Origin of the sequence: Solibacillus sp. FSL W8-0372 (genome assembly GCF_037969735.1) — a bacterium.
GTDB classification, from domain to species: domain Bacteria; phylum Bacillota; class Bacilli; order Bacillales_A; family Planococcaceae; genus Solibacillus; species Solibacillus faecavium.
On sequence record NZ_CP150204.1, the window covers coordinates 1,046,249 to 1,070,557 of the forward strand.

Consider the following 24,309-nt stretch of genomic DNA (forward strand, 5'->3'; position numbering starts at 1 on the left):
CGTTGTTGAGAGGATTAAAACAGGTTGATGGAAGAGGTTTTTTTGCACTGAAGAAATGAGGTTGAAATGATGTTAAAATTTGTTAAAGAAAATTTTTTTAAAATAATTAATTATTGCTCATAGAGAAAGTTAGTTTACATAATACTTATATGTAGTATACTCTATTTTTCGTGAATTTTTTAAACAAAAAACGACTTATTTAAAATATGTTGATGACATCATTCTACATTATTTTTGGATTTCCAATAAAAAATAACGTACTGACGAATGCTGTCCATTTTTATCAAAACCTTCAGTAGAAATGGTATTTCGAGTGAAATCGACATTAAAAAATATAGAGTAGCATCCATCTCCTAACAGGCGGGTGCTATTTGGCATTTCAATAATTAATAGAGAGAAATCTTACAATATTAGGTATATATTAAATCACTCGTGACTATAATATTAAAAAAGAAAGTTATGGTATTTTCTGTAATCATTAAATTTATTTTTATAATCTATTAACAGCAATATTTTAAGCGATCAATATAAATTTAACTGCACTACATCTACATTATTATTCACACTCACTTTCATTCCACTAATCTTTGAAGACTATTAGTAATGTGAAAGAGGAGGTTAGTTAATGCAAACAACTTTAAAAGCAAAGCGTTTTACTTTTGCGCAGATTGTGAAATTATCCCCGGTCTTTGCAAGTAAACTGCTGTTCTGGAAAACGTTTAAACATAGTTTGAATTTGGACAATCCGCAAACTTTCAGTGAGAAGCTTATGTGGCTTAAATTGTTTGAGGATGTAGAGTTCAAAGTGAGGTTTACGGATAAAGTGAAGATGCGAGAATATATGATTGCACTCGGATATAGCCATTTATTAGTACCGATTATCGGTATTTTTGAAGAAATAGAGGATATTATTTTTGAGCAATTACCAAGGAAATTCGTTATGAAATGCACGCATGGCTCTGGGTTTACAATTGTTTGCGAGAATAAAAGAGAATTGGACTACCAAAAAACGAGGTTACAATTAGCAGAAATGATGGCGACGAACTATGCACTTATTAATGCGGAACCTCATTATTTAAAGATTAAACCGAGAATTATTATTGAGAAATATATAGAGCCTTCAAGAAGCGACATTTCCAATGCATACAAAATACATTGCTTCCATGGAGAACCTAAAATTATTGAACTTGCATTAAAACGTAATACACGAAATGAGCAATCGGTTATGCTGACACCCGATTGGGAAGATACGGGATATATTGAGAAAAAGCTTCCTTATGAGATTTCAGAATCTAAGCCAAAACAGCTGGAAGATCTACTGGCAATTGCTAAAAAGCTAAGTAAACCATTTACGTATGTCCGTGTCGATTTGAATATCGTGGATGAGAAAATTTATTTTAATAAGCTGAGCTTTACACCTGATGCCTGCCTGAATATCGATATTCATGAGCAGGCGAACCGAGAACTTGGGCAATGGCTTGAGTTGAATATCGGAAAACGTAAACAACCTATTTCAATTGCTCGGTCAAAATCGTAACGATGCTCTAAATTATTTCATTACTTTAATTTGCAAGGAGGATTTTACATGATACCAATTGTATCAATAATTGTCGCTGTCCATAGTATGGAGGGCTCTATAAAACCGTGTCTCCATAGCTTGCAAAACCAATCTTTGCAAGCGATAGAAGTGCTTATTGTTAAACATGCTTTTACCGATAACACAGTCCGTCTTTGTGAAGAGTTTGTAAAAGAGGATGACCGTTTTCGCCTCATTGATTCTGATCAACTCGGTTTAAGTGAAGCACGCAATGAGGGGATAAAAGAGGCCAAAGGAAAATACATTGCCTTTGTTGACGGGAACGATTTCGTTGAATATAGAATGTATGAAAAGCTTGTCGAGCGGGCGGAGCAAAAATATGCAGATTTCGTCTTATGCGGCTATACGAAATATTGGCCAGAAACGAACCGCAAAAAGCATTATAAAATCAATGAAGCGTTATTGTCTAAAACGAATCCGGTAGATTATTTTTTGGCAAAGCATAATGAAGCATATACGGTGGCGTGGAATAAGCTGTTTTTACGGAAAATCATTCACGATGAGGAACTGTATTTTGAAAATCGCACCTTCTTTGAGGATGTAGGGTTTGTTGCCCGTTATTTATCGTTTGCGAAAAAAATTGCGATTGTCAATGAGCCGCAGTATAACTTTGTACAAAGCGAGGGTAGACCTGCTAAAATCTACAACCCGTCCATTGCACAATCACATGAGCAAACGTACGCTCAACTAAAGCAGTTTTTTGATAAAAGACAATATCGAAATGTAATAGAAGCGCTAAATTTACGGCTGTATATTCACCGCTATCATTATGTATTATTGACCACTTCGAACACAAGGCAATTAAAATCTCTGGAACGGCAAATTATAAGAGAGAGCAAAAATTTCTCTCAGCTACCGTGGAAACACCGGATGATGAAGCCGTTAGTGAGATTAAGAGTATATCCGACATTTTTCCGGTTAGTACGTAAAGTTAAGGCTTGATAGGGGTTACTTGCTAATCAATCCCACTTTAAGGGGGATCAAATTAATATACAAATACCTAGATGCATCATGAGGAGGACATCATTACCATACAAATAGAGTTATTCACTCTTGAATATAGAAAGGGGTAATGCACGATGATTTTAGTCGTTGGGGGAGCAGGCTATATTGGGAGTCATGTTGTAAATCGCTTAGTCGAGTCAGAACGGGTTGTTGTGTACGATAATTTATCGACAGGTTGTCGTGAAGCAGTGAATGAACAGGCGATCTTTATTGAAGGGGACATAGCAGATGAAAAGCGCTTAACACAGGTCTTTTCTCTTTTCCCAATTAAGACTGTTGTGCATTTGGCAGCAGCAGGTCTGGAAGTTGAATCCCATGAAAATCCGCAACTTTATTATGAAAACAATGTAACTGCAACGTTAGTGTTGCTGAAAATAATGCGGGAACATCATGTTAAAAATATTGTCTACTCGTCTACAGCTTTAACAGAGCCTTTGCATGAGAAAAGCTATATCGAGACGACTAATCCATATGCAAGGTCTAAATATTTTAGTGAACAAATTTTGCAGGATTATACTATGGCCTATAAGATGAACTGTATTGTGCTGCGCTATTTAAATGCTTCGGATATACAAGTGGAAGATCTAGTGAACGCCTATTCGTTAACAATAGAAACGGTTGTAAAAAATGAGCAGTCTTTTAAAATTTATAATTTAGGAAATGGGCAAGGTTACTCGGTAAAGGAAACGAAAGAAAAAGAGACGATTACTAAGTCAGACAGCAGTATAGAAGATACACCTGTATTCATTGCAAGTCTGCAAAAAATACAGCAAGAATTAGGCTTATATGCTGAGAAAAATTTGCAGCGTATCATTTCTGATACATGGAATGGTCATCAAAACAAAAATTTCAACTTCTAATTCTGTTACAATTCAATTTGTAGCAGTTTTTTTGCGTACACTCCAAAAACAATGGTAAAATGGATGCTTAACATGAGAAAGTGTGGTTGTATAAAATGAAAGTATTATTTATTGGAGATATCGTAGGTTCAATCGGTCGAGATGCTGTGGAACAGTATTTACCCCGATTAAAGAAAAAATATAATTTGGATGTAGTGATTGCAAACGGAGAAAACGCTGCAGCAGGGCGCGGCATTACACGTGCAATTTATAATGATTTACTGCAAATGGGTGTCGATGTCATTACGATGGGGAACCATACGTGGGACAACAAAGACATTTTTGATTTTATTGATGATGCGGATTATTTAGTTCGTCCGGCAAACTTTTCAAAAGATGCACCAGGTCGCGGTATGACACAAGTATCGAAAAACGGTGTGACGATTTCAGTTATTAACTTACACGGTCGTGTATTTTTACCGCCGCATGAAGATCCATTTGCCATGGCAGTGGAGATGGTCGAAGAAGCGAAAAAAACGTCGCCAATAGTATTTGTCGATTTCCATGCAGAAGCGACAAGTGAAAAGATTGCATTAAGCTGGCATTTGGATGGCAAAGCGTCTGTTGTTGTTGGAACGCATACGCATGTTCAGACAGCTGATAATCGTATATATCCAGGCGGTACAGCATATATTACGGATGTTGGCATGACTGGACCGTACGACGAAGTGCTCGGTATGGGGAAAGACAATGTCATTTATAAATTTTTGACAAATATGCCTGCACGCTATGAAGTACCGAAAAAAGGTCGTGCTGTATTGAGCGCATTCTTTGTCGAAATCGATGATAAAACAGGAAAAGCGATCAGACAGGAACGTGTTTTGATTAACGAAGACAACCCTTTTAGAGCTTAAATAAAAGAAAATATCGGTCAAAATATAACACCTACTATTGAAAAACTTGGCGATTGCCTATTTTTAATCAATGTGTAGGTGTTTTTTTATAGGATATTAATGGCACAAACTAAGTGAATATTTAGCAATTGCGGTGGAAATTATAGTTCATATGCTCTCTACTATAGTTGAAAAGAGTCTGAGGAGAATCAGGATGAAAAAAGCATGGAAATGGATAATTAGCACCGCAATTGTTTTAGTCAGTACGAGTCTCATTGTCATTTTGAATGTATATGGAGATATAAAAAGTACTGCAAATGAGATCTATACACCGATGGAGGATAAATCATCTGAAATACGGATGCAGCCAGTTAATATTACAACAGAAATGGAGCCGTTTTCAGCGCTCGTTCTAGGGGTAGATGAACGGGAAGGCGATGTAGGGCGCTCGGATACGATGATTGTTTTGACCGTCAACCCAACACTTCAAACGACAAAGATGCTGAGTATACCACGGGATACCTATACCGAGATGGTGGGGAAAGACTTTAAAGACAAGATTAATCATGCCTATTCCTTTGGTGGCATGGAAATGTCGATGAAAACGGTGGAAAATTTATTGGGCATTCCAATTGATTATGTAGTGAAAGTGAATATGGTAAGCTTTGTCGATATTATAGATATCCTCGGTGGAGTAAAGGTTAAAAACACTTTGAATTTCAATTTTCAGGGCGAGCATTTTCCAATTGGGGAATTAGTACTTAATGGCGAGCAGTCTTTGAAATATGTACGCATGCGCTATGATGATCCTACTGGTGATTTCGGCAGACAAAATCGACAGAAACAAGTCATTCAGGGCGTTTTAGACGAAAGCTTGTCGATAAAAAAAGTATGGAACTACAAATCGATTTTCAAAACTTTGGAGAAAAATGTAGAAATGAATGTCCCATTTGAGGACCTCCTTAGTATTCAAAAAAATTATGGTGATAGTTTGAAAAAGATAGAGCAGCTTTATATGAACAAAGGCACGAATACGAAGCTGGACGGCATTTATTACTATATGCCGGATGAAGGTGAATTGCAGCAGCTTCAGGAAGATTTGAAAAAACATATGGAAATATAAACCACTATTGCCTCTATCATTAGTTTTATAGGGAAAAGTAGAAATCCTCGTTCTAAAAAGACACGGATAAAGAACCGGTGAAAAGGTTTGGAAATATGAATAAAATGTAGAGTAGAATCTTGTTTTCAAGGTTCTACTCTCTTTTTTGGTAGTAAGTTATAGTTTTCAACTTTCGATAATATGCTAAAACGACCGATTTTTTAGGATATGAAGTTAAAAAATTTAAATCGTATTTTATAGGTATTTTGGTAGGGGTAATTAAGGGACTATACTGCCAAGCACACGGTTTTTTCCATACTAGACTCGTTGATTGTATTGTCAGTCATTTTCATTAGTTTTTTTTATTGCTTCCGACATTTAATATTTATTCGGATTCTGATATTGATATAAGTTCAGTCACATTGTTATCGGACCCGCAAATATTGACGAGTAAATGTGAAATTCTGAATAGAGGAGGTGTCGATAAAAGAGCGGTCAAAAAGCGACCGCGATTTTGACTTCTGAGCAGACGAAAATTTTTGGAGTTGTAATGAATAATTACAAATCACCTAACCATCATTATTATTATGAGAACTGTAGTTTCGCAGATTAATTTTTCTTAAGTAATCTATGATTTTGGAAGTCTAATTTAGAAATAACGTGCATACAATGACGTACAGGCAATAAAAATTGTCTAAAAAGATATTGCAGTACTAGATGAGGGGGAAATAGCTGTGGATTCATTGAAAGTATCATCTCGTTCTAATCCTAATTCTGTTGCAGGAGCACTCGTGGCGGTTATACGAGAGCAGGGTTTTGCAGAAATGCAGGCTGTAGGTGCAGGTGCGTTAAATCAAGCAATTAAAGCAGTAGCAATCGCTCGAGGGTTTGTGGCACCAAGTGGTACAGATTTAATTTGTGCCCCGGCTTTCGCAGACATTACAATTGCAGGAGAAGATCGTACGGCGTTAAAATTACTCGTTGAAAAAAGAACTCGTTCAGCTAATAATCAATAGTCCTACACCCGCTTAGCACCTAGGTAGTGCTAAGCGGGTGTTTTTTATTTTCAAGAAATTTTGTTAGAACAAATATATTACATAATAATGAAACAAAATGTAAAAAATTTCGTTTCTTAAATAACTGCATAAATAATCAACTTTACCCGCAAAACAAATTGTGTACAGAAACTTTCCGTCAAAGGTCTGATTTTTACTACTATATGACATTTGCAATAGAAGAGACTTACACTTCATGTTAAACTAATGTAGGAAAAATATCTATACGTAGCAAAGCTTGATGCTAGCTACATTCGCTCTAACCATTATATAATACAGAAATTTTAAGGAGATGTTGATATGTTACATCAGCTTTCATGGAAAGTCGGTGGGCAGCAAGGTGAAGGGATTGAGAGTACAGGTGAAATTTTCTCAATGGCAATGAATCGTCTAGGATATTTCCTATACGGTTACCGTCATTTCTCTTCTCGAATTAAAGGTGGCCATACGAATAATAAAATTACAGTTCGTCCAACAGAAGTACGTTCAATTGCGGACGATTTAGATATACTAGTGGCGTTTGACCAGGAAACAATCGACGTGAACTATAAAGAATTAACTCCAGGCAGTATCATTTTAGCCGATGCTAAATTTAATCCAACAAATCCGGAAGATTGTGTCGCACCATTATATGCTGTGCCATTTACGGAAATTGCAGCTGAGCTTGGTACGTCTTTAATGAAAAACATGGTTGCAATTGGTGCAACTGCAGCACTTTTAAACTTGGATGAATCCGTTTTCCAAAGTGTTGTAAATGAAATTTTCGGACGTAAAGGTGAAGAAGTCGTTGCGAAAAATATCGAAGCGATCGAACGCGGACGCCAGGCGATTTCTGAGCAAATTGGTGACCGTGTAGGTGCATGGGAGATTGCTCCTGCTGACGGAAAACGCCGTATGTTCATGATCGGTAACGATGCAGCGGCATTAGGTGCATTAGCAGCTGGCTCTCGTTTCATGGCAGCTTACCCAATTACACCGGCATCTGAAATTATGGAATACATGATTAAAAAGCTTCCATTAGTAGGTGGAGCGGTTATTCAAACAGAAGATGAAATTGCTGCAGCAACAATGGCGATTGGTGCGAACTACGGTGGTGTGCGTGCATTTACGGCATCAGCAGGTCCTGGTCTTTCATTAATGATGGAAGCAATCGGTCTTTCAGGTATGACAGAACAGCCGCTTGTGATTTTCGATACACAGCGTGGTGGTCCATCTACAGGTTTACCAACAAAGCAAGAACAGTCGGATTTAATGGCGATGCTTTACGGTACACACGGTGAAATTCCGAAAGTTGTCATTGCGCCTTCTACAATGGAAGAAGCGTTTTACGATACGATCCAGGCATTTAATATTGCCGAAGAACTGCAATTGCCGGTAATCGTAATGACAGACTTGCAGTTATCATTAGGGAAACAGTCAGTCGATCCATTTGATTACAGCAAAATTGAAATTCGCCGCGGTAAAATTGTAGAAGCGGTTGAAGATGAAGAAACGAAAGATTACTTCAAGCGTTATGAAAATACAGAAGACGGTGTTTCACCACGTGTTTTACCAGGTTTAAAAGGCGGTATTCACCACGTAACGGGTGTTGAGCATGATGAAACTGGTAAGCCATCTGAAGCGACTGGTAACCGTCGCACGCAAATGGATAAGCGTATGCGTAAATTACAGCATGTCCGTTTTGAAAATCCGGTATACGTGAACGCGCCTCATGAAGATGCGGACGTTTTACTTGTAGGCTTCAACTCAACGCGCGGAGCAATTGAAGAAGTACAGGAAAAGCTGAACTCTGAAGGTGTGAAAGTAAACCACGCCCATATTAAGCTAATCCATCCATTCCCTGTAGAAGAGATGAGCGCATTAATGGATAAAGCGAAAAAAGTGATTGTCGTGGAAAACAATGCGACAGGACAGCTTGCAAATGTGATGAAAATGAATATCGGTGGTCACGCGAAGACGAAATCGATTTTAAAATACGATGGTACACCTTTCTTACCACGTGAATTAACAAACTTAGTGAAGGAGGAAATTTAATCATGGCAACATTTAAAGATTTCCGAAATTCCGTAAAACCTAACTGGTGTCCAGGCTGTGGTGACTTCTCCGTACAAGCGGCGATTCAGCGTGCAGCAGCAAACGTAGGCTATGAACCGAACGAAACGGCAGTCATTTCAGGAATCGGCTGTTCAGGTCGTATTTCAGGCTATATTAATTCATATGGCTTCCATGGCATTCATGGTCGTGCTTTACCGATTGCACAAGGTTTGAAAATGGCCAACAAAGATTTAAAAGTAATCGCTTCAGGCGGTGACGGTGACGGCTTCGCGATCGGTATGGGTCACACAATCCATGCGATTCGCCGTAACATCGACATTACGTATGTAGTAATGGATAACCAAATTTACGGTTTAACAAAAGGTCAAACATCTCCACGTTCTGCTGCTGGTTTCATTACGAAATCAACACCAGGCGGGGCAATCGAGCCTTCATTAAAGCCGTTGGAAGTAGCTTTAACAGCAGGTGCGACATTTGTGGCACAAGGCTTCTCAACAGATATTAAAGAATTAACAGCAATGATTGAAGCTGGCTTAAACCATAAGGGCTTTTCATTCATTAACGTATTCTCGCCATGTGTAACGTACAACAAAGTAAACACATACGACTGGTTCAAAGAGAATTTAACAAAGCTAGCGGACATCGAAGGCTATGATTCTTCTAACCGCGAAATGGCGATGCAAACTGTAATGCGCCATGAAGGTCTTGTAACAGGCATTATTTATCAGGATACAGAAACAACTTCTTATCAAGATAAAATTAAAGGCTATTCAGAGCTGCCATTAACTGATATCGATATTAGCTTATCGGAAGATCAATTCGATCAACTAATTAAAGAATTCATGTAAATATAAAAATTTAGAGCTATACAGGCTGTTATTTCAGCTTGTATAGCTCTTTTTATTTTGGAGTGGTGAGAGGGTGACGAATAATTGTGGTTGAGTGGCGATTAAGTTGAGCGAGTTGACGATTATCTGGTTGAAGGTGGCGGATATCGGTGATCAAGTGGCGAATAAGGGAGGCGGGGTGACGATTATGTTGAGTGACTTGACGATTATCTGATTGAAGGTGACGAATAAGTGACCCATGGTGGTGAATATCACATATCAATAATCCAATAAACTTCTTCACAATATTTTTTATGGGAATTTCTAATTATTTTTATACGAATATTTTTCTAAACACTCCTATAAAGTAATTTATAATTTTAAATAGTATGCTTTTTTATTTATAACATGCTACTTTTTTGATATTTAACAAAAAAACATAAAAATGTGAAATTTAATAATTATTTTCAGAAAAGTAGTGAAATTCAACAAAATACCTGTTATATTTAATCAATAAGATATATTACTGAGTGATATGTTAAATTATCCCATATGTTAAATTACCTAATATTTGGTAATTTATATTAAAATTTTTTTGGGATAACTTCTTTTATTAAGTCGCCCGTTATAGTACAATAGCATTAATTATTTTATAAAAGCTGTAAAAATATTGGGTTTTTATGCTTTTGTTACTGTGGTAGAAAACAATCATCTACAGTAAAAATTAGCTATTTTAATAATTGGGGAAACTGCTGTAAAAAATAGATAAAACACAGCTAGAATAATACATTTTAGGGGGATGGATTTTATGAACAGTCAAATTCAACTTATGGTACCTGAGTGGTTTGTCCAAGATGAGCTGCATATTGTGGATACAATCATTAGTAAAGCTTCTGGCACATCGGGTATTGTGATTGCGGGAGAAAACTTCGATGCTTCCAAGCAGTACAATCCAATTGTACGTCTTTACACAATTCGTTTAGTTGATGATCAATATGAATTAGCCAAGGAACTTGAATCATTCCAATTTAAAACAGTAGAAGAGGCAGAATTATTTTGCTCAAAGCTACCTGAACTAAATGCCATTGATTTGATTATGCTTATGAATAAAGAAGAGCCTGTGCTTTCCATGCAATAGGTTGTAAAGCTTTGTTGGATGATATTTCATTTAACAAAGCTTTTTTTGTCGTTTCTTTCTGAGTGCCTCTATTTGTATTTTAATGTAGAAAGGCTACAATAAAGGAGAATAACAATATTAAGGAAGTGATTTAAATGGCTAGAGGTGTATATATTCACATTCCTTTCTGTCATCAGATTTGTAACTACTGTGATTTTAATAAAGTATTTTTTAAAAATCAGCCAGTGGATGAGTATATTGAAGCACTAGGACGTGAAATGGCAATGACGGTTGCCAAAACTCCTGAAGCTTTTACTAATATAGAAACAATTTTTCTCGGTGGAGGCACACCTACTGCATTATCCGCACAGCAAATTGAGAAATTATTACAGCTAATAACGAAACATATTCCGATGTCATCCGTAAAAGAATTTAGTAGTGAAGCGAATCCGGATGAACTCACTATCGAGAAGTTACAGGCGCTTTACAATGGCGGTGTAAACCGCTTAAGTATGGGCGTGCAGTCATTTGATCAATCCCTTCTAACGAAGATTGGTCGCACACATTCTAATGAGCATGTGTACGAAACGATTCAAAACGCAAAAAACGTCGGCTTTGAGAATATTAGCATTGATTTAATGTATGGATTGCCTGGTCAAACGATGGAGCAGTGGCAAGATACACTGGAAAAAGCATTGGCATTAAAGCTTCCCCATTATTCAGCCTATTCGTTAATTGTCGAGCCGAAAACGATTTTCTACATTCAATATGCGAAAGGGAAATTGGTTTTGCCGACTGAAGATCTTGAAGCGAGTATGTACGGTGTTTTAATGGATAAGATGGAAGCGCACGGACTGCAGCAGTATGAGATTAGCAATTTTGCGCATGAAGGCTATACATCTACACATAATAAAATTTATTGGGATAATGATGAGTATGCAGGCTTTGGTGCAGGCGCTCACGGTTATTTAAACGGTATTCGCTATTCAAATGTCGCACCGATAAAAAAATATATCGAAATCGTTATGGAAGAAAAGCTTCCGCTATTGCACGAGCATGAAGTGACAGTTGAGGAAAAGCTGGAAGAGCAAATGTTTTTAGGGCTAAGAAAAACGGCCGGTGTCACACATGAAGAATTTGAAATGAAATTTAATCAATCAATGGAGGATCTTTATAAGGAAACGATTTCACGTTTACTAGAGGAACAATTGATTGAATTTGATACAAAAGGCATTCGCTTAACTAGAAAAGGCCGATTTATAGGCAATGAAGTTTTTCAACGCTTTTTAGTAGGGGAATAAATTTAAGTAAAGGTGCTGTTCGATGTAAATCCTACTGCGCGTAAAATGGACACAAAAAGAATATTAAAAATTTCGGACGAATTCATTGACATCATTTTAGAGATTTGCTAATTTATATAATATATTAGCACTCCTCTTAATCGAGTGCTAACAGAGGTGAAGAGATGTTAACAAATCGGCAGTTACAAATATTGCAAGCAATCGTAGATGACTTTGTGATGTCTGCTCAGCCTGTTGGTTCGCGTCAACTATCGAAAAAAGAAGGTATTACGTACAGTGCAGCTACGATACGTAATGAGATGGCTGATTTAGAGGAATTAGGCTATTTAGAAAAAACGCATACTTCTTCAGGGAGAGTGCCATCCGAAAAAGGTTATCGCTTTTATGTTGACCATTTACTTAAGCCTCAAGTCATTTCGACTGGCGAAGTAGCACAAATACACTCGCTCTTTGAAAAGCAAATTGTTGAGGCGGAGCAAATTATTAAAGAATCGGCGAATATCTTGTCGGAGTTAACGACGTATACGACGATATTGCTCGGTCCGGATGTGCAGAAGCACCGTGTAAAGAAATTCCAGATCGTTCCTTTAACAGAGGAAACGGCAGTGGCTATTATTGTAACGGATAACGGTCATGTAGAAAATCGTACTTTAACGTTACCAACGGGTTTTAGCCCGCATGATATTGAAAAAATGGTAAATATTCTGAATGACCGATTAGTAGGTGTACCATTATATGACCTTCCAACAAAGCTTCAAACAGAGGCAGTGTCGGTATTGAAATCTCATATAAACGCATCGGAATCAATCATTCGGTCTTTATTGTCCATAACTACCCACCCAAATGAAAGTAAACTTTATTATGGCGGGAAATCGAATATGTTAAACCAGCCTGAATTCCATGACATAGCCAAAATGAGAATGCTGATGGACTTATTTGATAAAGAAAATCAAGTTCAAACGCTGTTTAATCAGGGCAATCATGGTATTCAAATTCGAATAGGTTCAGAAAACAATCATTTAGCGATGGAAAACTGCAGTGTCATTACCGCTTCCTTTTTAGTCGGTGAGGAACAGCAAGGCGCTATCGCAATTATCGGACCAACGCGAATGGATTATAGACGGGTTGTGACATTATTAGATGTTATGACAAACAGTCTTTCCCAAGCGTTTTTCGATAAGAAACAGTAACGCAGCGGCGTAACTTAATAAATGGTTGATATACGAGGAGGAAGAGAATTGTCTGAAACAACAAAAACAAATGAAGAGTTGAAGCAAGAAGAAACTGCTGAGCAAGAGGAAGTAGTAGAAACAGCTGAAACTGAAGAAACAGTATTAGATGAAAAAGAACAAAAAATTGCTGAATTAGAAGCGAAATTAGCAGAGGAAGATGCACGTTACCTACGTTTACGCGCGGATTATGATAATTTATCTCGCCGTAGTCGTCTAGATCGTGAATCTGCTGAAAAATACCGTGCGCAAAGTTTATTAACTGAACTATTGCCGGCATTGGATAACTTAGATCGCGCACTTCAAGTAGAAGTGACATCTGAAGAAGCGACTTCTTTATATAAAGGTGTAGAAATGGTATATGGTCAATTGTTAGCCGCAATGGAAAAAGAAGGTTTAGCAATTATTCCAGCAGAAGGCGAAACTTTTGATCCGAACTTCCATCAGGCAGTAATGCAGGAACAGGATAGTGAGAAGGAATCGGGTATCGTTTTACGCGAGTTGCAAAAAGGTTATAAACTTAAAGACCGTGTTCTAAGACCTTCAATGGTATCAGTAAACGAGTAATTCAGTACTTTTTAGTGCTAGTTATATAAAATGGCTGTCAAGCTTGGTTGGACAGTAATTGTTAAATAAACACATACATTCTGTTTTTTAATATTAGGAGGAAAATTAAATTATGAGCAAAATTATCGGTATTGACTTAGGAACAACAAACTCTTGTGTATCTGTATTAGAAGGCGGCGAGCCAAAAGTAATTCCAAATCCAGAAGGTAACCGTACATCTCCATCGGTAGTAGCATTTAAAAACGGTGAAAAACAAGTGGGTGAAGTTGCTAAGCGTCAAGCGGTAACAAATCCGAATACAATCATTTCTATTAAATCTAAAATGGGTACAAACGAGAAAGTTAAAGTGGATGATCAAGAGTACACACCTCAAGAAGTATCTGCAATGATTTTACAATACTTAAAAGGCTATGCTGAAGACTACTTAGGTGAAAAAGTAACGAAAGCGGTTATTACAGTTCCAGCTTACTTTAACGATGCACAACGTCAAGCAACTAAAGACGCTGGTAAAATCGCTGGTTTAGAAGTAGAGCGTATTATTAACGAACCAACTGCTGCAGCATTAGCTTACGGTTTAGATCAACAAGATGTTGACCAAAAAATCCTAGTATTCGACTTAGGTGGCGGTACATTTGACGTTTCTATCCTTGAATTAGCTGACGGCGTATTCGAAGTATTAGCAACAGCAGGTGACAACAAACTTGGTGGTGACGACTTCGACGACAAAATCATTGCTTACTTAGTAGAAGAATTCAAAAAAGAAAATGCAGTAGACTTATCAAAAGACAAAATGGCAATGCAACGTTTAAAAGATGCAGCTGAAAAAGCGAAAAAAGACTTATCAGGTGTAACTTCTACTCAAATTTCATTACCATTCATTACTGCTGGTGCTGATGGTCCGCTTCACTTAGAAGTATCATTATCACGTGCGAAATTCGATGATTTAACAAAAGACTTAGTAGAGCGTACAATCGTTCCTACTCGTCAAGCATTATCAGATGCAGGTCTTTCTGCTTCAGAATTAGATAAAGTAATTTTAGTTGGTGGTTCTACTCGTATTCCTGCAGTAGTTGAAGCAATTAAAAAAGCAACAGGTCATGAGCCACACAAAGGCGTTAACCCTGACGAAGTAGTAGCAATGGGTGCTGCTGTACAAGGTGGCGTATTAGCTGGTGACGTACAAGGCGTATTATTATTAGACGTAACACCATTATCATTAGGTATCGAAACAATGGGTGGCGTTATGACGAAATTAATCGATCGTAACACAACAATCCCAACATCTAAATCTCAAGTATTCTCAACAGCTGCAGATAACCAACCAGCAGTAGACATTCACGTATTACAAGGTGAGCGTTCAATGGCTGCAGACAACAAAACATTAGGTCGCTTCCAATTATCTGATATTCCACCAGCACCACGTGGTATTCCACAAATCGAAGTAACATTCGATATTGATGCAAACGGTATCGTATCAGTTAAAGCGAAAGACTTAGGTACACAAAAAGAACAAACAATCGTGATCCAATCTGATTCAGGTTTATCTGAAGAAGAAATCGAGCGTATGGTTAAAGATGCAGAAGCAAACGCTGAAGCAGATGCTAAACGTAAAGAAGAAGCAGATCTTCGCAACGAAGCTGACCAATTAGTGTTCCAAGTTGATAAAACAGTTACAGATTTAGGTGAGCAAATTACAGAAGACGAAAAGAAATCTGTTGAAGATGCACGCGATGAGTTAAAAGCTGCTTTAGAAAAAGGCGAAATCGATGGTATTAAAGAATCTAAAGAAAAATTAGAAGGCGTATTACAGCCATTAGTTATGAAAGTATACGAGCAAGCGGCAGCAGCTGCACAAGCACAAGGCGGAGCTGAAGGCTTTGATGGCGCTGCAGATGCAGGCAAAAAAGATGACGGTGTAGTAGACGCTGACTTTGAAGAAGTAAAAGACGATAAAGACAATAAATAATCGTTAACACAATTTCGCTAAAGTGAGATTGATAAAACTTAAAAGCCAAAGACCGCTCGCGGCTTTGGCTTTTAAGTTTGTTGATGAGCTAGCGGAAATGGATGGGTGCTTAACCGTTTTGAAATTGAAAGAGAAAAATAGACGGAGAAATTCCGTCTATTAACTTAAAAAGCAGGAAAATAACGTTTTTTTTAATGAATAAGCGGAAAACGTCCCTCTATTTACACTTAAAATGAGGGGCATTAGTTAAATAAGCGGAAATCCTCCGCTTATTTCGTGTGAGACTCCCATGCTACCGTGTAAATGGCAAGCACGGAACTTAAATAGACGGAGAAATTCCGGTTATTTTAAAAAAATCGTGAAAAATGCCAAAAATAAGCGGAGAAATTCCGTCTATTAACGTAAAAAGCATGAAAATCACTGGTTTTTTAATGAATAAGCGGAAAACTTCCCCTTATTTACAATTAAAAAGAGGATCATCAGTTAAATAAGCGGAAATCCTCCGCTTATTTCGTCTGAGTGAGACATTTATGCCATTAAAGTGCAGAACTTACACGAAGGTGAGCGATTCACGACGCCTAAGAAGAAGGAACAAAAGCTAAGAACGCCACGTCCTGTAACAATGACTTTGTAACCAACATCGTGTTGGCCTCGTGCCCGTGGAAAGCTTTCTATCGGTTATGGAAAGCACTAGAAACCATAAAATAACACCCACTATTTATTTGATATAAAAAGTAGGATAGCAAAAGGTATACATCATTTTTTCAACATGCTAAAATAGACGTTATGTAAAAAGAGCGGAGAGTGAACAATGAGTAAGCGTGATTACTATGAAGTGCTTGGCCTAAGTAAAGGTGCAAGTAAAGATGAAATAAAAAAAGCATACCGAAAATTATCAAAACAGTATCACCCTGATTTAAACAAAGAAGAGGGGGCAGACGTAAAGTTCAAAGAAGTAGCTGAAGCATATGAAGTGCTATCTGACGATCAAAAACGTGCCCGCTATGATCAGTTTGGTCACGAAGATCCGAATGCGGGCTTTGGCGGCGGTGGCTTCAATGGCGGCGGCGGATTTGGCGGCTTCGAGGATATTTTCAGTTCATTCTTTGGTGGCGGTCGACGCCAAGATCCGAACGCACCACGTAAAGGTGACGATCTGCAATTCCGTATGAATATTACATTTGAAGAGGCAGTATTCGGGAAAGAAACAGAAATCGAAATTCCGAAAGAAGAAACGTGCGATACTTGTCACGGATCAGGTGCGAAACCAGGAACTCAGCCTCAGACATGTTCACAATGTAATGGTGCAGGTCAAATTAATCAAGCGGTTGATACACCGTTTGGCCGTATGGTAAACAAACGCTCATGTCCAAGTTGCCGTGGTCAAGGGAAAATTATCGTGGATAAATGTACACCATGTCGAGGTACAGGTAGCATCACGAAAAAGAAAAAAATCAAAATTACAATCCCGGCTGGTGTTGATGATGGTCAACAACTACGTGTAGCAGGTCAAGGTGAAGAAGGCTATAACAATGGTCCAGCGGGAGATTTATACATTATCTTTGCTGTACGTAAGCACGAACATTTTGAACGTGATGGCGACGATATTTTATATGAACTAAACTTAACATTCCCACAAGCTTCATTAGGTGATGAAATAGAAGTACCGACGATCCATGGTAAAGTGAAGTTGAAAATTCCAGCAGGTACTCAATCAGGAGCGCAATTCCGCCTAAAAGACAAAGGTGTAAAAAATGTACACGGCTATGGTATGGGTAACCAATACGTCATCGTAAAAGTTGTCACACCTACTAAATTAACAGAAAAACAAAAGCAACTATTAAGAGAGTTTGCAGAAATCAGTGGTGACATTCCGGAAGAACAAGGTAGTTCACTATTTGATAAAATCAAAAAAAAAATTAAGGGCGACTAAGGAGTGTATTGCAAGTGAAATGGACAGAACTTTCGATTTTAACGACGCATGAGGCCGTTGATGCAGTGACGAACATTTTGCATGAAGCTGGTGCAAGTGGTGTAGTAATTGAAGATTCAAAGGAATTAGATAAGGAAAGAATCGATAAATTTGGTGAGATTTATGCGCTGAATCCAGAAGACTTCCCAAAAACAGGTGTCATTGTAAAAGCATATTTATCAGCTTCAAGCTTCTTGGCGGAGACAATCGAAGAAATTAAGCTTGCAATTGCAAACCTTGTAAACTTTGATATAAATATTGGTGAAAATATTTTAACGCTTTGTGAAGTGGATGAGGAAGATTGGTCAACGGCTTGGAAACAATATTACCATCCCGTAAAAATTTCTGAACGCTTTACAATCGTACCGACTTGGGAAGATTATAAACCAGTTTCAACGGACGAATTGATTATTGAACTAGATCCTGGCATGGCGTTTGGTACAGGGACACACCCAACTACTGTTATGTGTCTGCAAGCGCTTGAAAAAGTTGTACAGCAAGGTCATACAGTTGTCGATGTTGGAACAGGGTCAGGTGTTCTGTCGATCGGGGCTGCTATGCTTGGAGCGGAAAAAGTGCATGCACTTGATTTGGATGAGGTAGCTGTTAGAGCGGCACGTGAAAATGTGGAATTAAATAAAATGGATGCTATTGTTGAAGTATTCCACGGCAACTTATTGGATACCGTTAAGGAGCCTGCCGATATTGTAGTGGCGAATATTTTAGCGGAAATCATTATGTCATTTACTGATGATGCATTTTCAATTGTGAAACCTGGTGGACTTTATGTTACTTCAGGAATCATTGGTGCTAAAAAAGATGAAGTAAAAGAAGCGTTGGAAAAATCCGGCTTCGAAATTGAAGAAGTTCTAATGATGGAAGATTGGGTAGCGATTATTTCGCGCCGTCCTTAATTAAATTTCAGAGAACAACAGCTGTTTTATGCAGCTGTTGTTTTTGTATAACAAGGAGTGAACACGATGCAACGGTATTTTATTGAATCAGCCGGAAATGATGAAAATGAATTTATTGTAACGGGTGAAAATGCACGCCACATTAGTAAAGTCATGAGGATGGCAGTAGGGGAAGAAATTATTGTTGTCCATGAAAATGTAGCGAATATATGTGAAATTGTGGAGATCGATCAGGATGTACGAGTCAAAAAGACTGGACAAACTATCCCCTCACCGGAAATGCCTATAAAGGTGGATATCGCATGTGGGTTGCCAAAAGGAGATAAACTGGAGCTTATCGCACAAAAGGCAACGGAACTAGGGATGTATGCAATGATTCCATTTGCGGCGGAGCGTTCTATTGTGAAATGGGATGCGAAAAAAGTGAAAAAAAACCAGGAACGCCTGCAAAAAATTGCGCAGGAGGCTGCGGAGCAATCACACCGTACCCATATACCGCAAGTGGAAGAGCCAATAAGCTTTAAACAGCTTATACAAAAGTTCGCTAACTACGATGCGATTTTTATTGCGGATGAAGAAGATGCTAAATTGGAAAACCGGACGAGCTTTAAGCAAAAGCTACAATCACTTAATACAGATAAGGAATTACGCATTCTATGTATTTTTGGTCCGGAAGGTGGAATTTCCCGCAATGAATCAAAGGTACTGATTGAAGCGGGTGCCCAAACAATGTCACTCGGCCCTCGTATATTGCGAACAGAAACAGCGCCATTATATGCTTTGTCAGCCATTTCTTACGAATTTGAATAAAAAAAAGGGATTGATTTGAAAGGTAACTTTCGAATCAATCCCTTTTTTGTATGAATGGATTAGTCCTATTTGATTAATTTTATCTCAAATTCGAAATTTTCACTTGTATAATCACATGTATTAATTGTACAATGTTTGTATAACATTTGCAGCCTTTTTAAAGGTGATGGATATATTAATAACAGTCTAACGTGAAATATCATGCTATAAGTCGTTATTTTAACGATTAATATTCAAATAAAGTAATAGGGCAATGAAGAAAGTTGCTAACGTTGTACAACATTTAATTATTTATTTTAATCATTGTCCAATGCTTGGGATAAAAGGAGGCAGTAGAGATGAAAAAAATTGCGGTAGTAGGTGCTGGACCTGGTGGATTAGCGGTAGCGATGTTAATGGCACATAAAGGCTATGACGTAACAATTTATGAGAAACAGGCCTATGTAGGTGGGCGTACAAGTGAAATTAAACTTGGTGAATATAAGTTCGATATGGGACCTACATTTTTGAACATGCTTTACATTGCGGAGGAAATTTTCGAGTTAACGGGACGGAATATAAACGATTATGTAGATTTAATTGATTTAAATCCAATGTATCAGTTGATTTTCCATGATAAAAAGATCAATATGACGCGTGATGCAAATGAAATGATTCGTCAAATCGATGAACTTTTCCCAGGAAATGAAGGCAGCTATGAACGTTATATGGAGCGTACTCAAAAGAAATTGGAAGTTCTCGCACCTGTTTTACAAGCTCCTATGAATCGAATGACAGATTTATTGAATCCGAAAGTGCTAAAAGCTGCTGGGGAATTAGAAATCGGCAACTCTCTTGTAGATACATTGTCGAAGTTCTATAAAGATGAAGATTTACAGCTAGCCTTTACATTCCAGGCGAAATATTTGGGGATGTCTCCGTGGGAAAGCCCGGGTGCCTTTTCGATCCTATCGTATATAGAGCATGCATTCGGTGTTTATCATATTAAAGGCGGTATCAATAAATTAACGGATGCGATGGCCAAAGTCGTGAAGGAATTGGGCGGGAAAATTCAACTGAATAGCGGTGTAAAAAAACTGAAAGTAAATGGTAAAACGGTGACAGGCTTAGTGCTTGAGGATGGTCAAGAAATTATTGCAGATGAAGTAATTATAAACGGTGATTTTGCCAATGCCATGACTAAATTAGTAGAGCCAGGTGTATTAAAAAAATATACGCCTGAAAAATTGGAGAAAAAGCAATATTCTTGTTCGACGTTTATGCTGTATTTAGGTGTAAATAAACGTTTTGATCTTCCGCATCATACAATTTGGTTTGCAAAAGACTATCGTAAAAATGTTGAGGAAATTACGAAAACAAAGCTATTGTCTGAAGATCCTTCCATCTATATTCAAAATGCTGTTGTTACAGACGATACAGTAGCACCAGATGGGAAGTCGACACTTTATATTTTAGTACCGGTACCGAACAATACAAGTGGAATTGACTGGTCACAAATAACTGCCCCATTCAAAGATTTAATTTTGAATATGGTATCGGATAAATTAGGGATTACAGATATTAGAGAATATATCGAAGAAGAGCGTATCATTTCACCGGAAGATTGGGAACGAGACATTCATGTGTATAAAGGGGCAACATTCAATTTGGGGCACCAATTATCGCAAATGCTTGTATTCCGTCCGCGCAATAAATTCGAAGAGCTTGACCATTGTTGGCTAGTAGGTGGGGGTACGCACCCGGGAAGTGGCTTGCCGATTATTTTGGAGTCTGCCCGTATTACAGCCAATGGAATATTGAAGGAACATAAACAGCCGCTTCATCCAGTTAAACCATTACCGAAAGTTGAACACTATAAACCGGTACGTAAGGATAAGGATCTCGCGCATCAGCCTGCAGCAATCCATATGAACTAATAATCGTATTTTTGGAACTTTTAATTGTGTAATACGTATAACGATATATGCAATTAAAGGAGGCGCTAAAATGTTTAAAAAATTTGCTTCAGATGCTTTAGGCTTATCTGATATTGGTGTAGTTATTTCAAGAGAAGATTTTGACAAGACAGATGCAGATGATTTTATTTTTAATGAAATGGATGAAAAAATCTATTTTCTTATTAAAACGAAAGCTGACGAATATTGCTTTACAAACTATGCATTAATCCACGTTGACGGTGCCAATGCCATTAGTAAAAAGCGGATGCTTCGTCGTTATGACTATGAGTATTTCACTATTGATGAAGTATTGCTTGAAACTGCGGGTACAATTGATTTAGACGTAGAAATTAAATTTGTTATCGGCAATGTTCCGTTAAGCATTGATATCCATAAAAAGTATTTAACTGAAATTAAAGATTTGTATAAGGCGCTTCATGCCATCTCATTGGAACAAAAAGCGAATTCCTTCAGTATGGATGCGGCAAAACAGAGCTTGAATTTGGCAGCCTCTTCACTTGGACGTACAGGTGCTGATGGAGTTTCTCCGGCAGAGGCATTTAAAGAAATCACGTCATTTTCACACAGCTGGCTCATCGATCAAAAGAAAACATTTGTGAAGAAAGATTTTGGAGATGTTTTCGAAAAATATATTAATAATTAATTAAAAGTAGAAGCGTGCGGTATTCAAGACTGCGCGCTTCTATTTTTTTGTGGAATTTATAGGCTGAGTAATGTAGAAAGATTTCCAATAAAATTGCACTATACTACCGCTTGCGAGGCCCACTTTTCAGTGTCCTTCTAAAATAAGGGAAGATTTTACCGTTATTTAAATGATATAGCTCCTTTTAGGATAAATAAGGGAACGTTTTACCATTATTTTAAATATAATCGTGAAATTTTATGCTTTTTAGGTCAATAAAGGAAATCCATTCCCTTATTTTCACTGTTCTTAAATTTATTTGCGAAATAGCGGAAATTCCTTCCTCTATATATCTCTTTACGAATTTAATCTGCAAATGCTTTGTGGTCTCGCCACCCAAAACTATCCTACAAAGGACGCGAGCTTCCACAAGTTTTCCACATAGCCGACCGATCAATTAAGAAAAATTTGATTCCCCGAAGATCCATTTTTATCTTTATCTTTATAATTTTAGGGTAATAGAAAACTAATAGAAGTTCTCCTACAAGAATTTTTACGAATTGGGGTGACATAAAGATGCTTAACCAAACAACAAGTAGATTTAGCAATTCAGTTGAAAATTTTCAGTTTTTGAACCAACTTTATAAGTTACAGCTTGTTTATGTAAAGAAAAAGAGAATTCACTTTTCAATCGTTTACATTAAATATTCGCAAGAGGCGTCTGTTAGTTATGAAGAGTTTATTCAAGTGTTAAAGAGCCAGTTACGTTCTTCGGACTTTGCCTTTGCACATAAATCAGAAAATTTTGTAATATTACTACTGGCGATTAGTAAAGTTAACGAAACCAAAGCGCTTTTAGGACGGATACAAACGAAACTGCAGCCATTTAATATGCCGCTCGTTTCGGTTATTGCTGAAATCGCTAATTCTCTTCACGCCCTTGAGGAAGTGCTGGGAATTATGGAGGAAACGGTGATGAGGTTGGAGTTTCACCATTCACAATCAATCGTTTTATCGAACTTTTTAGAGAAAGAAAGCGTAATAGTTAAAGTAAGTATTATAGATAATGACTTAATCACCCAGTCGATTTTTTCGAATCTGTTTCATAATATTGAGACAGAGCATAGAGAATTGGAAATTAGGAAATTTAATGATGGGCAGGATTTTATAGAATCCGACTGGTACCAGAGCAGTCATAGCCATATTGTCGTTTTAAATGATATTCTCCCTAGAAAAAATGGTTTTGAAGTGTTGCATTATTTACGCGGATTACCGAATGAACAGAAGTACTTAATTGTTTTTATCTCTACTCGCAATTCGGAAGACTCACAGCTTTATAGCTTTGAAAATGGTGCAGACGCTTACTTTGTTCGTCCTTTTAACTTAAAGATTTTTGAAATACAAATGAAAAACTATTTGAGCAGGCCACGGAAATGATGACTACTCAATTTTTATATGGGGCGATATTAATAGGCGTATCAATGCTGTTGGTTGTTTTTTTTATATTTATTTATTTGGTTTTTAAAGGGATAAAAAGAAATCGTATTAATGCGAAAATTCAAGAGTACGTAGAGCAAAACGAGAGGGAATGGTACAATTTTTTGATTCACAATGAACCGTTTGCCCGACAAACATTGAACAAGGTTTCGATGATGGCAATAGATCACATTTTTGTTTCGTATATGACGACGTTTAGTAATGAGGATATTCAACGAAGAGTGTCCGAATATGCTTGTTTGAATATGAAAAAGTATTATATAAAACAACTGAAGAGCCGTGACAAGTCAGTTCGTATTAACGTATTGCAGCGTTCATTAATGCTGGAACTGGATTTTCTCGTACCAATAATTGAGAGGCATTTAAGAAAGCCACGGTATTATGAAACCGAGGAATATATACTGATGCTACAGGTTGTCGCGAAATTTAATCGGAATTTATTTTTTGCACATATATATAAGCCGAGAGTGCCTTTTGATGATTATGAATACAAAATTTTATTATCAAATATCGACGAGAACTATATTGATTATTTTAAAAACCATTTTGAAACTTTGCCCTACGAAATAAAATTGGCGTTACTTGATTTTTTAAGCTACAGCACAAATTTAAGTAAAGCCTACTTATCTTTTTATGAGCAATTATTATGCTCGGAGCATCTGGAAATTCGAGTCAAGGTACTGAAGGCAATTACTTCTTTTGGAATGATTTCTCATTTAAAACCGTATGAAAGCTTCGTTAATTCTCCTGATTGGGAAGAGCGGTTTATGATGGCTAAAATTTTACGGTTTGTAACGGAAGAGCAATCCTATGATTATTTGCAGCGGTTAATGGCCGATTCAAATTGGAGGGTACGGAAACAGGCAGCACTATCCTTATTGAAAATGCCGGGAGGGAAAGTAATTTTACAGCAAATAGTCGGGCGCAAAAAGGATTTGTATGCAGTGGAAATGGCGAAGGAAGTCATGAAGTTAGGGTGATGT

General features: G+C 37.4%; 20 protein-coding genes. All 20 read left to right on the forward strand.

Features of this window, described 5'->3' with window-relative positions:
• The first annotated feature begins 625 nt into the window (after positions 1-625).
• The gene (locus tag MKY13_RS05020; RefSeq protein WP_191698334.1) at positions 626-1,537 is read left to right on the forward strand and encodes an ATP-grasp fold amidoligase family protein; all 912 of its coding nucleotides are present in this window, start codon (positions 626-628) and stop codon (positions 1,535-1,537) included.
• Between the two features lie 48 nt (positions 1,538-1,585).
• A complete protein-coding gene (locus tag MKY13_RS05025) occupies positions 1,586-2,539 on the forward strand; it encodes a glycosyltransferase family 2 protein (RefSeq protein WP_339215578.1) in 954 nt (317 codons plus the stop codon).
• 137 nt (positions 2,540-2,676) lie between these two features.
• Positions 2,677-3,462: an NAD-dependent epimerase/dehydratase family protein gene (locus MKY13_RS05030; RefSeq protein WP_339215580.1), complete on the forward strand. Its 786-nt coding sequence runs from the start codon at positions 2,677-2,679 to the stop codon at positions 3,460-3,462.
• 95 nt (positions 3,463-3,557) lie between these two features.
• The gene (locus MKY13_RS05035) at positions 3,558-4,355 is read left to right on the forward strand and encodes a TIGR00282 family metallophosphoesterase (protein WP_339215582.1); all 798 of its coding nucleotides are present in this window, start codon (positions 3,558-3,560) and stop codon (positions 4,353-4,355) included.
• A 193-nt stretch (positions 4,356-4,548) separates the two neighbouring features.
• Complete coding sequence (locus MKY13_RS05040) at positions 4,549-5,457, forward strand: LCP family protein (protein ID WP_191698330.1); 909 nt, start codon at positions 4,549-4,551, stop codon at positions 5,455-5,457.
• A gap of 713 nt (positions 5,458-6,170) precedes the next feature.
• Positions 6,171-6,452 carry a stage V sporulation protein S gene (locus MKY13_RS05045; RefSeq protein WP_191698329.1) on the forward strand — a complete coding sequence of 94 codons (282 nt, stop codon included), beginning with the start codon at positions 6,171-6,173 and terminating at the stop codon, positions 6,450-6,452.
• Between the two features lie 339 nt (positions 6,453-6,791).
• The gene (locus tag MKY13_RS05050) at positions 6,792-8,525 is read left to right on the forward strand and encodes a 2-oxoacid:acceptor oxidoreductase subunit alpha (RefSeq protein ID WP_339215584.1); all 1,734 of its coding nucleotides are present in this window, start codon (positions 6,792-6,794) and stop codon (positions 8,523-8,525) included.
• Positions 8,526-8,527: 2 nt separating this feature from the next.
• Positions 8,528-9,394: a 2-oxoacid:ferredoxin oxidoreductase subunit beta gene (locus MKY13_RS05055; protein ID WP_191698327.1), complete on the forward strand. Its 867-nt coding sequence runs from the start codon at positions 8,528-8,530 to the stop codon at positions 9,392-9,394.
• A gap of 787 nt (positions 9,395-10,181) precedes the next feature.
• Positions 10,182-10,511 (forward strand): geranylgeranyl pyrophosphate synthase, encoded by a 330-nt coding sequence (locus MKY13_RS05060; protein WP_191698326.1) that lies wholly within the window; start codon positions 10,182-10,184, stop codon positions 10,509-10,511.
• Between the two features lie 134 nt (positions 10,512-10,645).
• Positions 10,646-11,791 carry a radical SAM family heme chaperone HemW gene (hemW, locus tag MKY13_RS05065; RefSeq protein ID WP_191698325.1) on the forward strand — a complete coding sequence of 382 codons (1,146 nt, stop codon included), beginning with the start codon at positions 10,646-10,648 and terminating at the stop codon, positions 11,789-11,791.
• Positions 11,792-11,955: 164 nt separating this feature from the next.
• A complete protein-coding gene (gene hrcA, locus MKY13_RS05070; protein WP_191698324.1) occupies positions 11,956-12,981 on the forward strand; it encodes a heat-inducible transcriptional repressor HrcA in 1,026 nt (341 codons plus the stop codon).
• Positions 12,982-13,029: 48 nt separating this feature from the next.
• Positions 13,030-13,587, forward strand: a complete 558-nt coding sequence (grpE, locus tag MKY13_RS05075; RefSeq protein WP_318245165.1) for a nucleotide exchange factor GrpE — start codon at positions 13,030-13,032, stop codon at positions 13,585-13,587.
• A gap of 112 nt (positions 13,588-13,699) precedes the next feature.
• The gene (dnaK, locus tag MKY13_RS05080) at positions 13,700-15,553 is read left to right on the forward strand and encodes a molecular chaperone DnaK (protein WP_191698322.1); all 1,854 of its coding nucleotides are present in this window, start codon (positions 13,700-13,702) and stop codon (positions 15,551-15,553) included.
• Positions 15,554-16,364: 811 nt separating this feature from the next.
• Positions 16,365-17,486, forward strand: coding sequence for a molecular chaperone DnaJ (gene dnaJ / locus MKY13_RS05085; RefSeq protein ID WP_191698321.1), 1,122 nt, complete (start codon positions 16,365-16,367; stop codon positions 17,484-17,486).
• A gap of 14 nt (positions 17,487-17,500) precedes the next feature.
• A complete protein-coding gene (gene prmA, locus MKY13_RS05090) occupies positions 17,501-18,439 on the forward strand; it encodes a 50S ribosomal protein L11 methyltransferase (RefSeq protein WP_191698320.1) in 939 nt (312 codons plus the stop codon).
• A gap of 66 nt (positions 18,440-18,505) precedes the next feature.
• Positions 18,506-19,249 carry a 16S rRNA (uracil(1498)-N(3))-methyltransferase gene (locus MKY13_RS05095; protein ID WP_339215589.1) on the forward strand — a complete coding sequence of 248 codons (744 nt, stop codon included), beginning with the start codon at positions 18,506-18,508 and terminating at the stop codon, positions 19,247-19,249.
• A 338-nt stretch (positions 19,250-19,587) separates the two neighbouring features.
• Positions 19,588-21,165 (forward strand): phytoene desaturase family protein, encoded by a 1,578-nt coding sequence (crtI, locus tag MKY13_RS05100; protein ID WP_339215591.1) that lies wholly within the window; start codon positions 19,588-19,590, stop codon positions 21,163-21,165.
• 70 nt (positions 21,166-21,235) lie between these two features.
• The gene (locus MKY13_RS05105) at positions 21,236-21,850 is read left to right on the forward strand and encodes a PH domain-containing protein (RefSeq protein ID WP_191698317.1); all 615 of its coding nucleotides are present in this window, start codon (positions 21,236-21,238) and stop codon (positions 21,848-21,850) included.
• A 555-nt stretch (positions 21,851-22,405) separates the two neighbouring features.
• Positions 22,406-23,266, forward strand: coding sequence for a response regulator (locus MKY13_RS05110; protein ID WP_191698316.1), 861 nt, complete (start codon positions 22,406-22,408; stop codon positions 23,264-23,266).
• On the forward strand, positions 23,263-24,306 hold the full coding sequence (locus MKY13_RS05115; RefSeq protein WP_339215595.1) for a HEAT repeat domain-containing protein: 1,044 nt from the start codon (positions 23,263-23,265) through the stop codon (positions 24,304-24,306). Before MKY13_RS05110 ends, MKY13_RS05115 begins: the two co-directional genes overlap by 4 nt.
• The last annotated feature ends 3 nt before the right edge of the window (positions 24,307-24,309 follow it).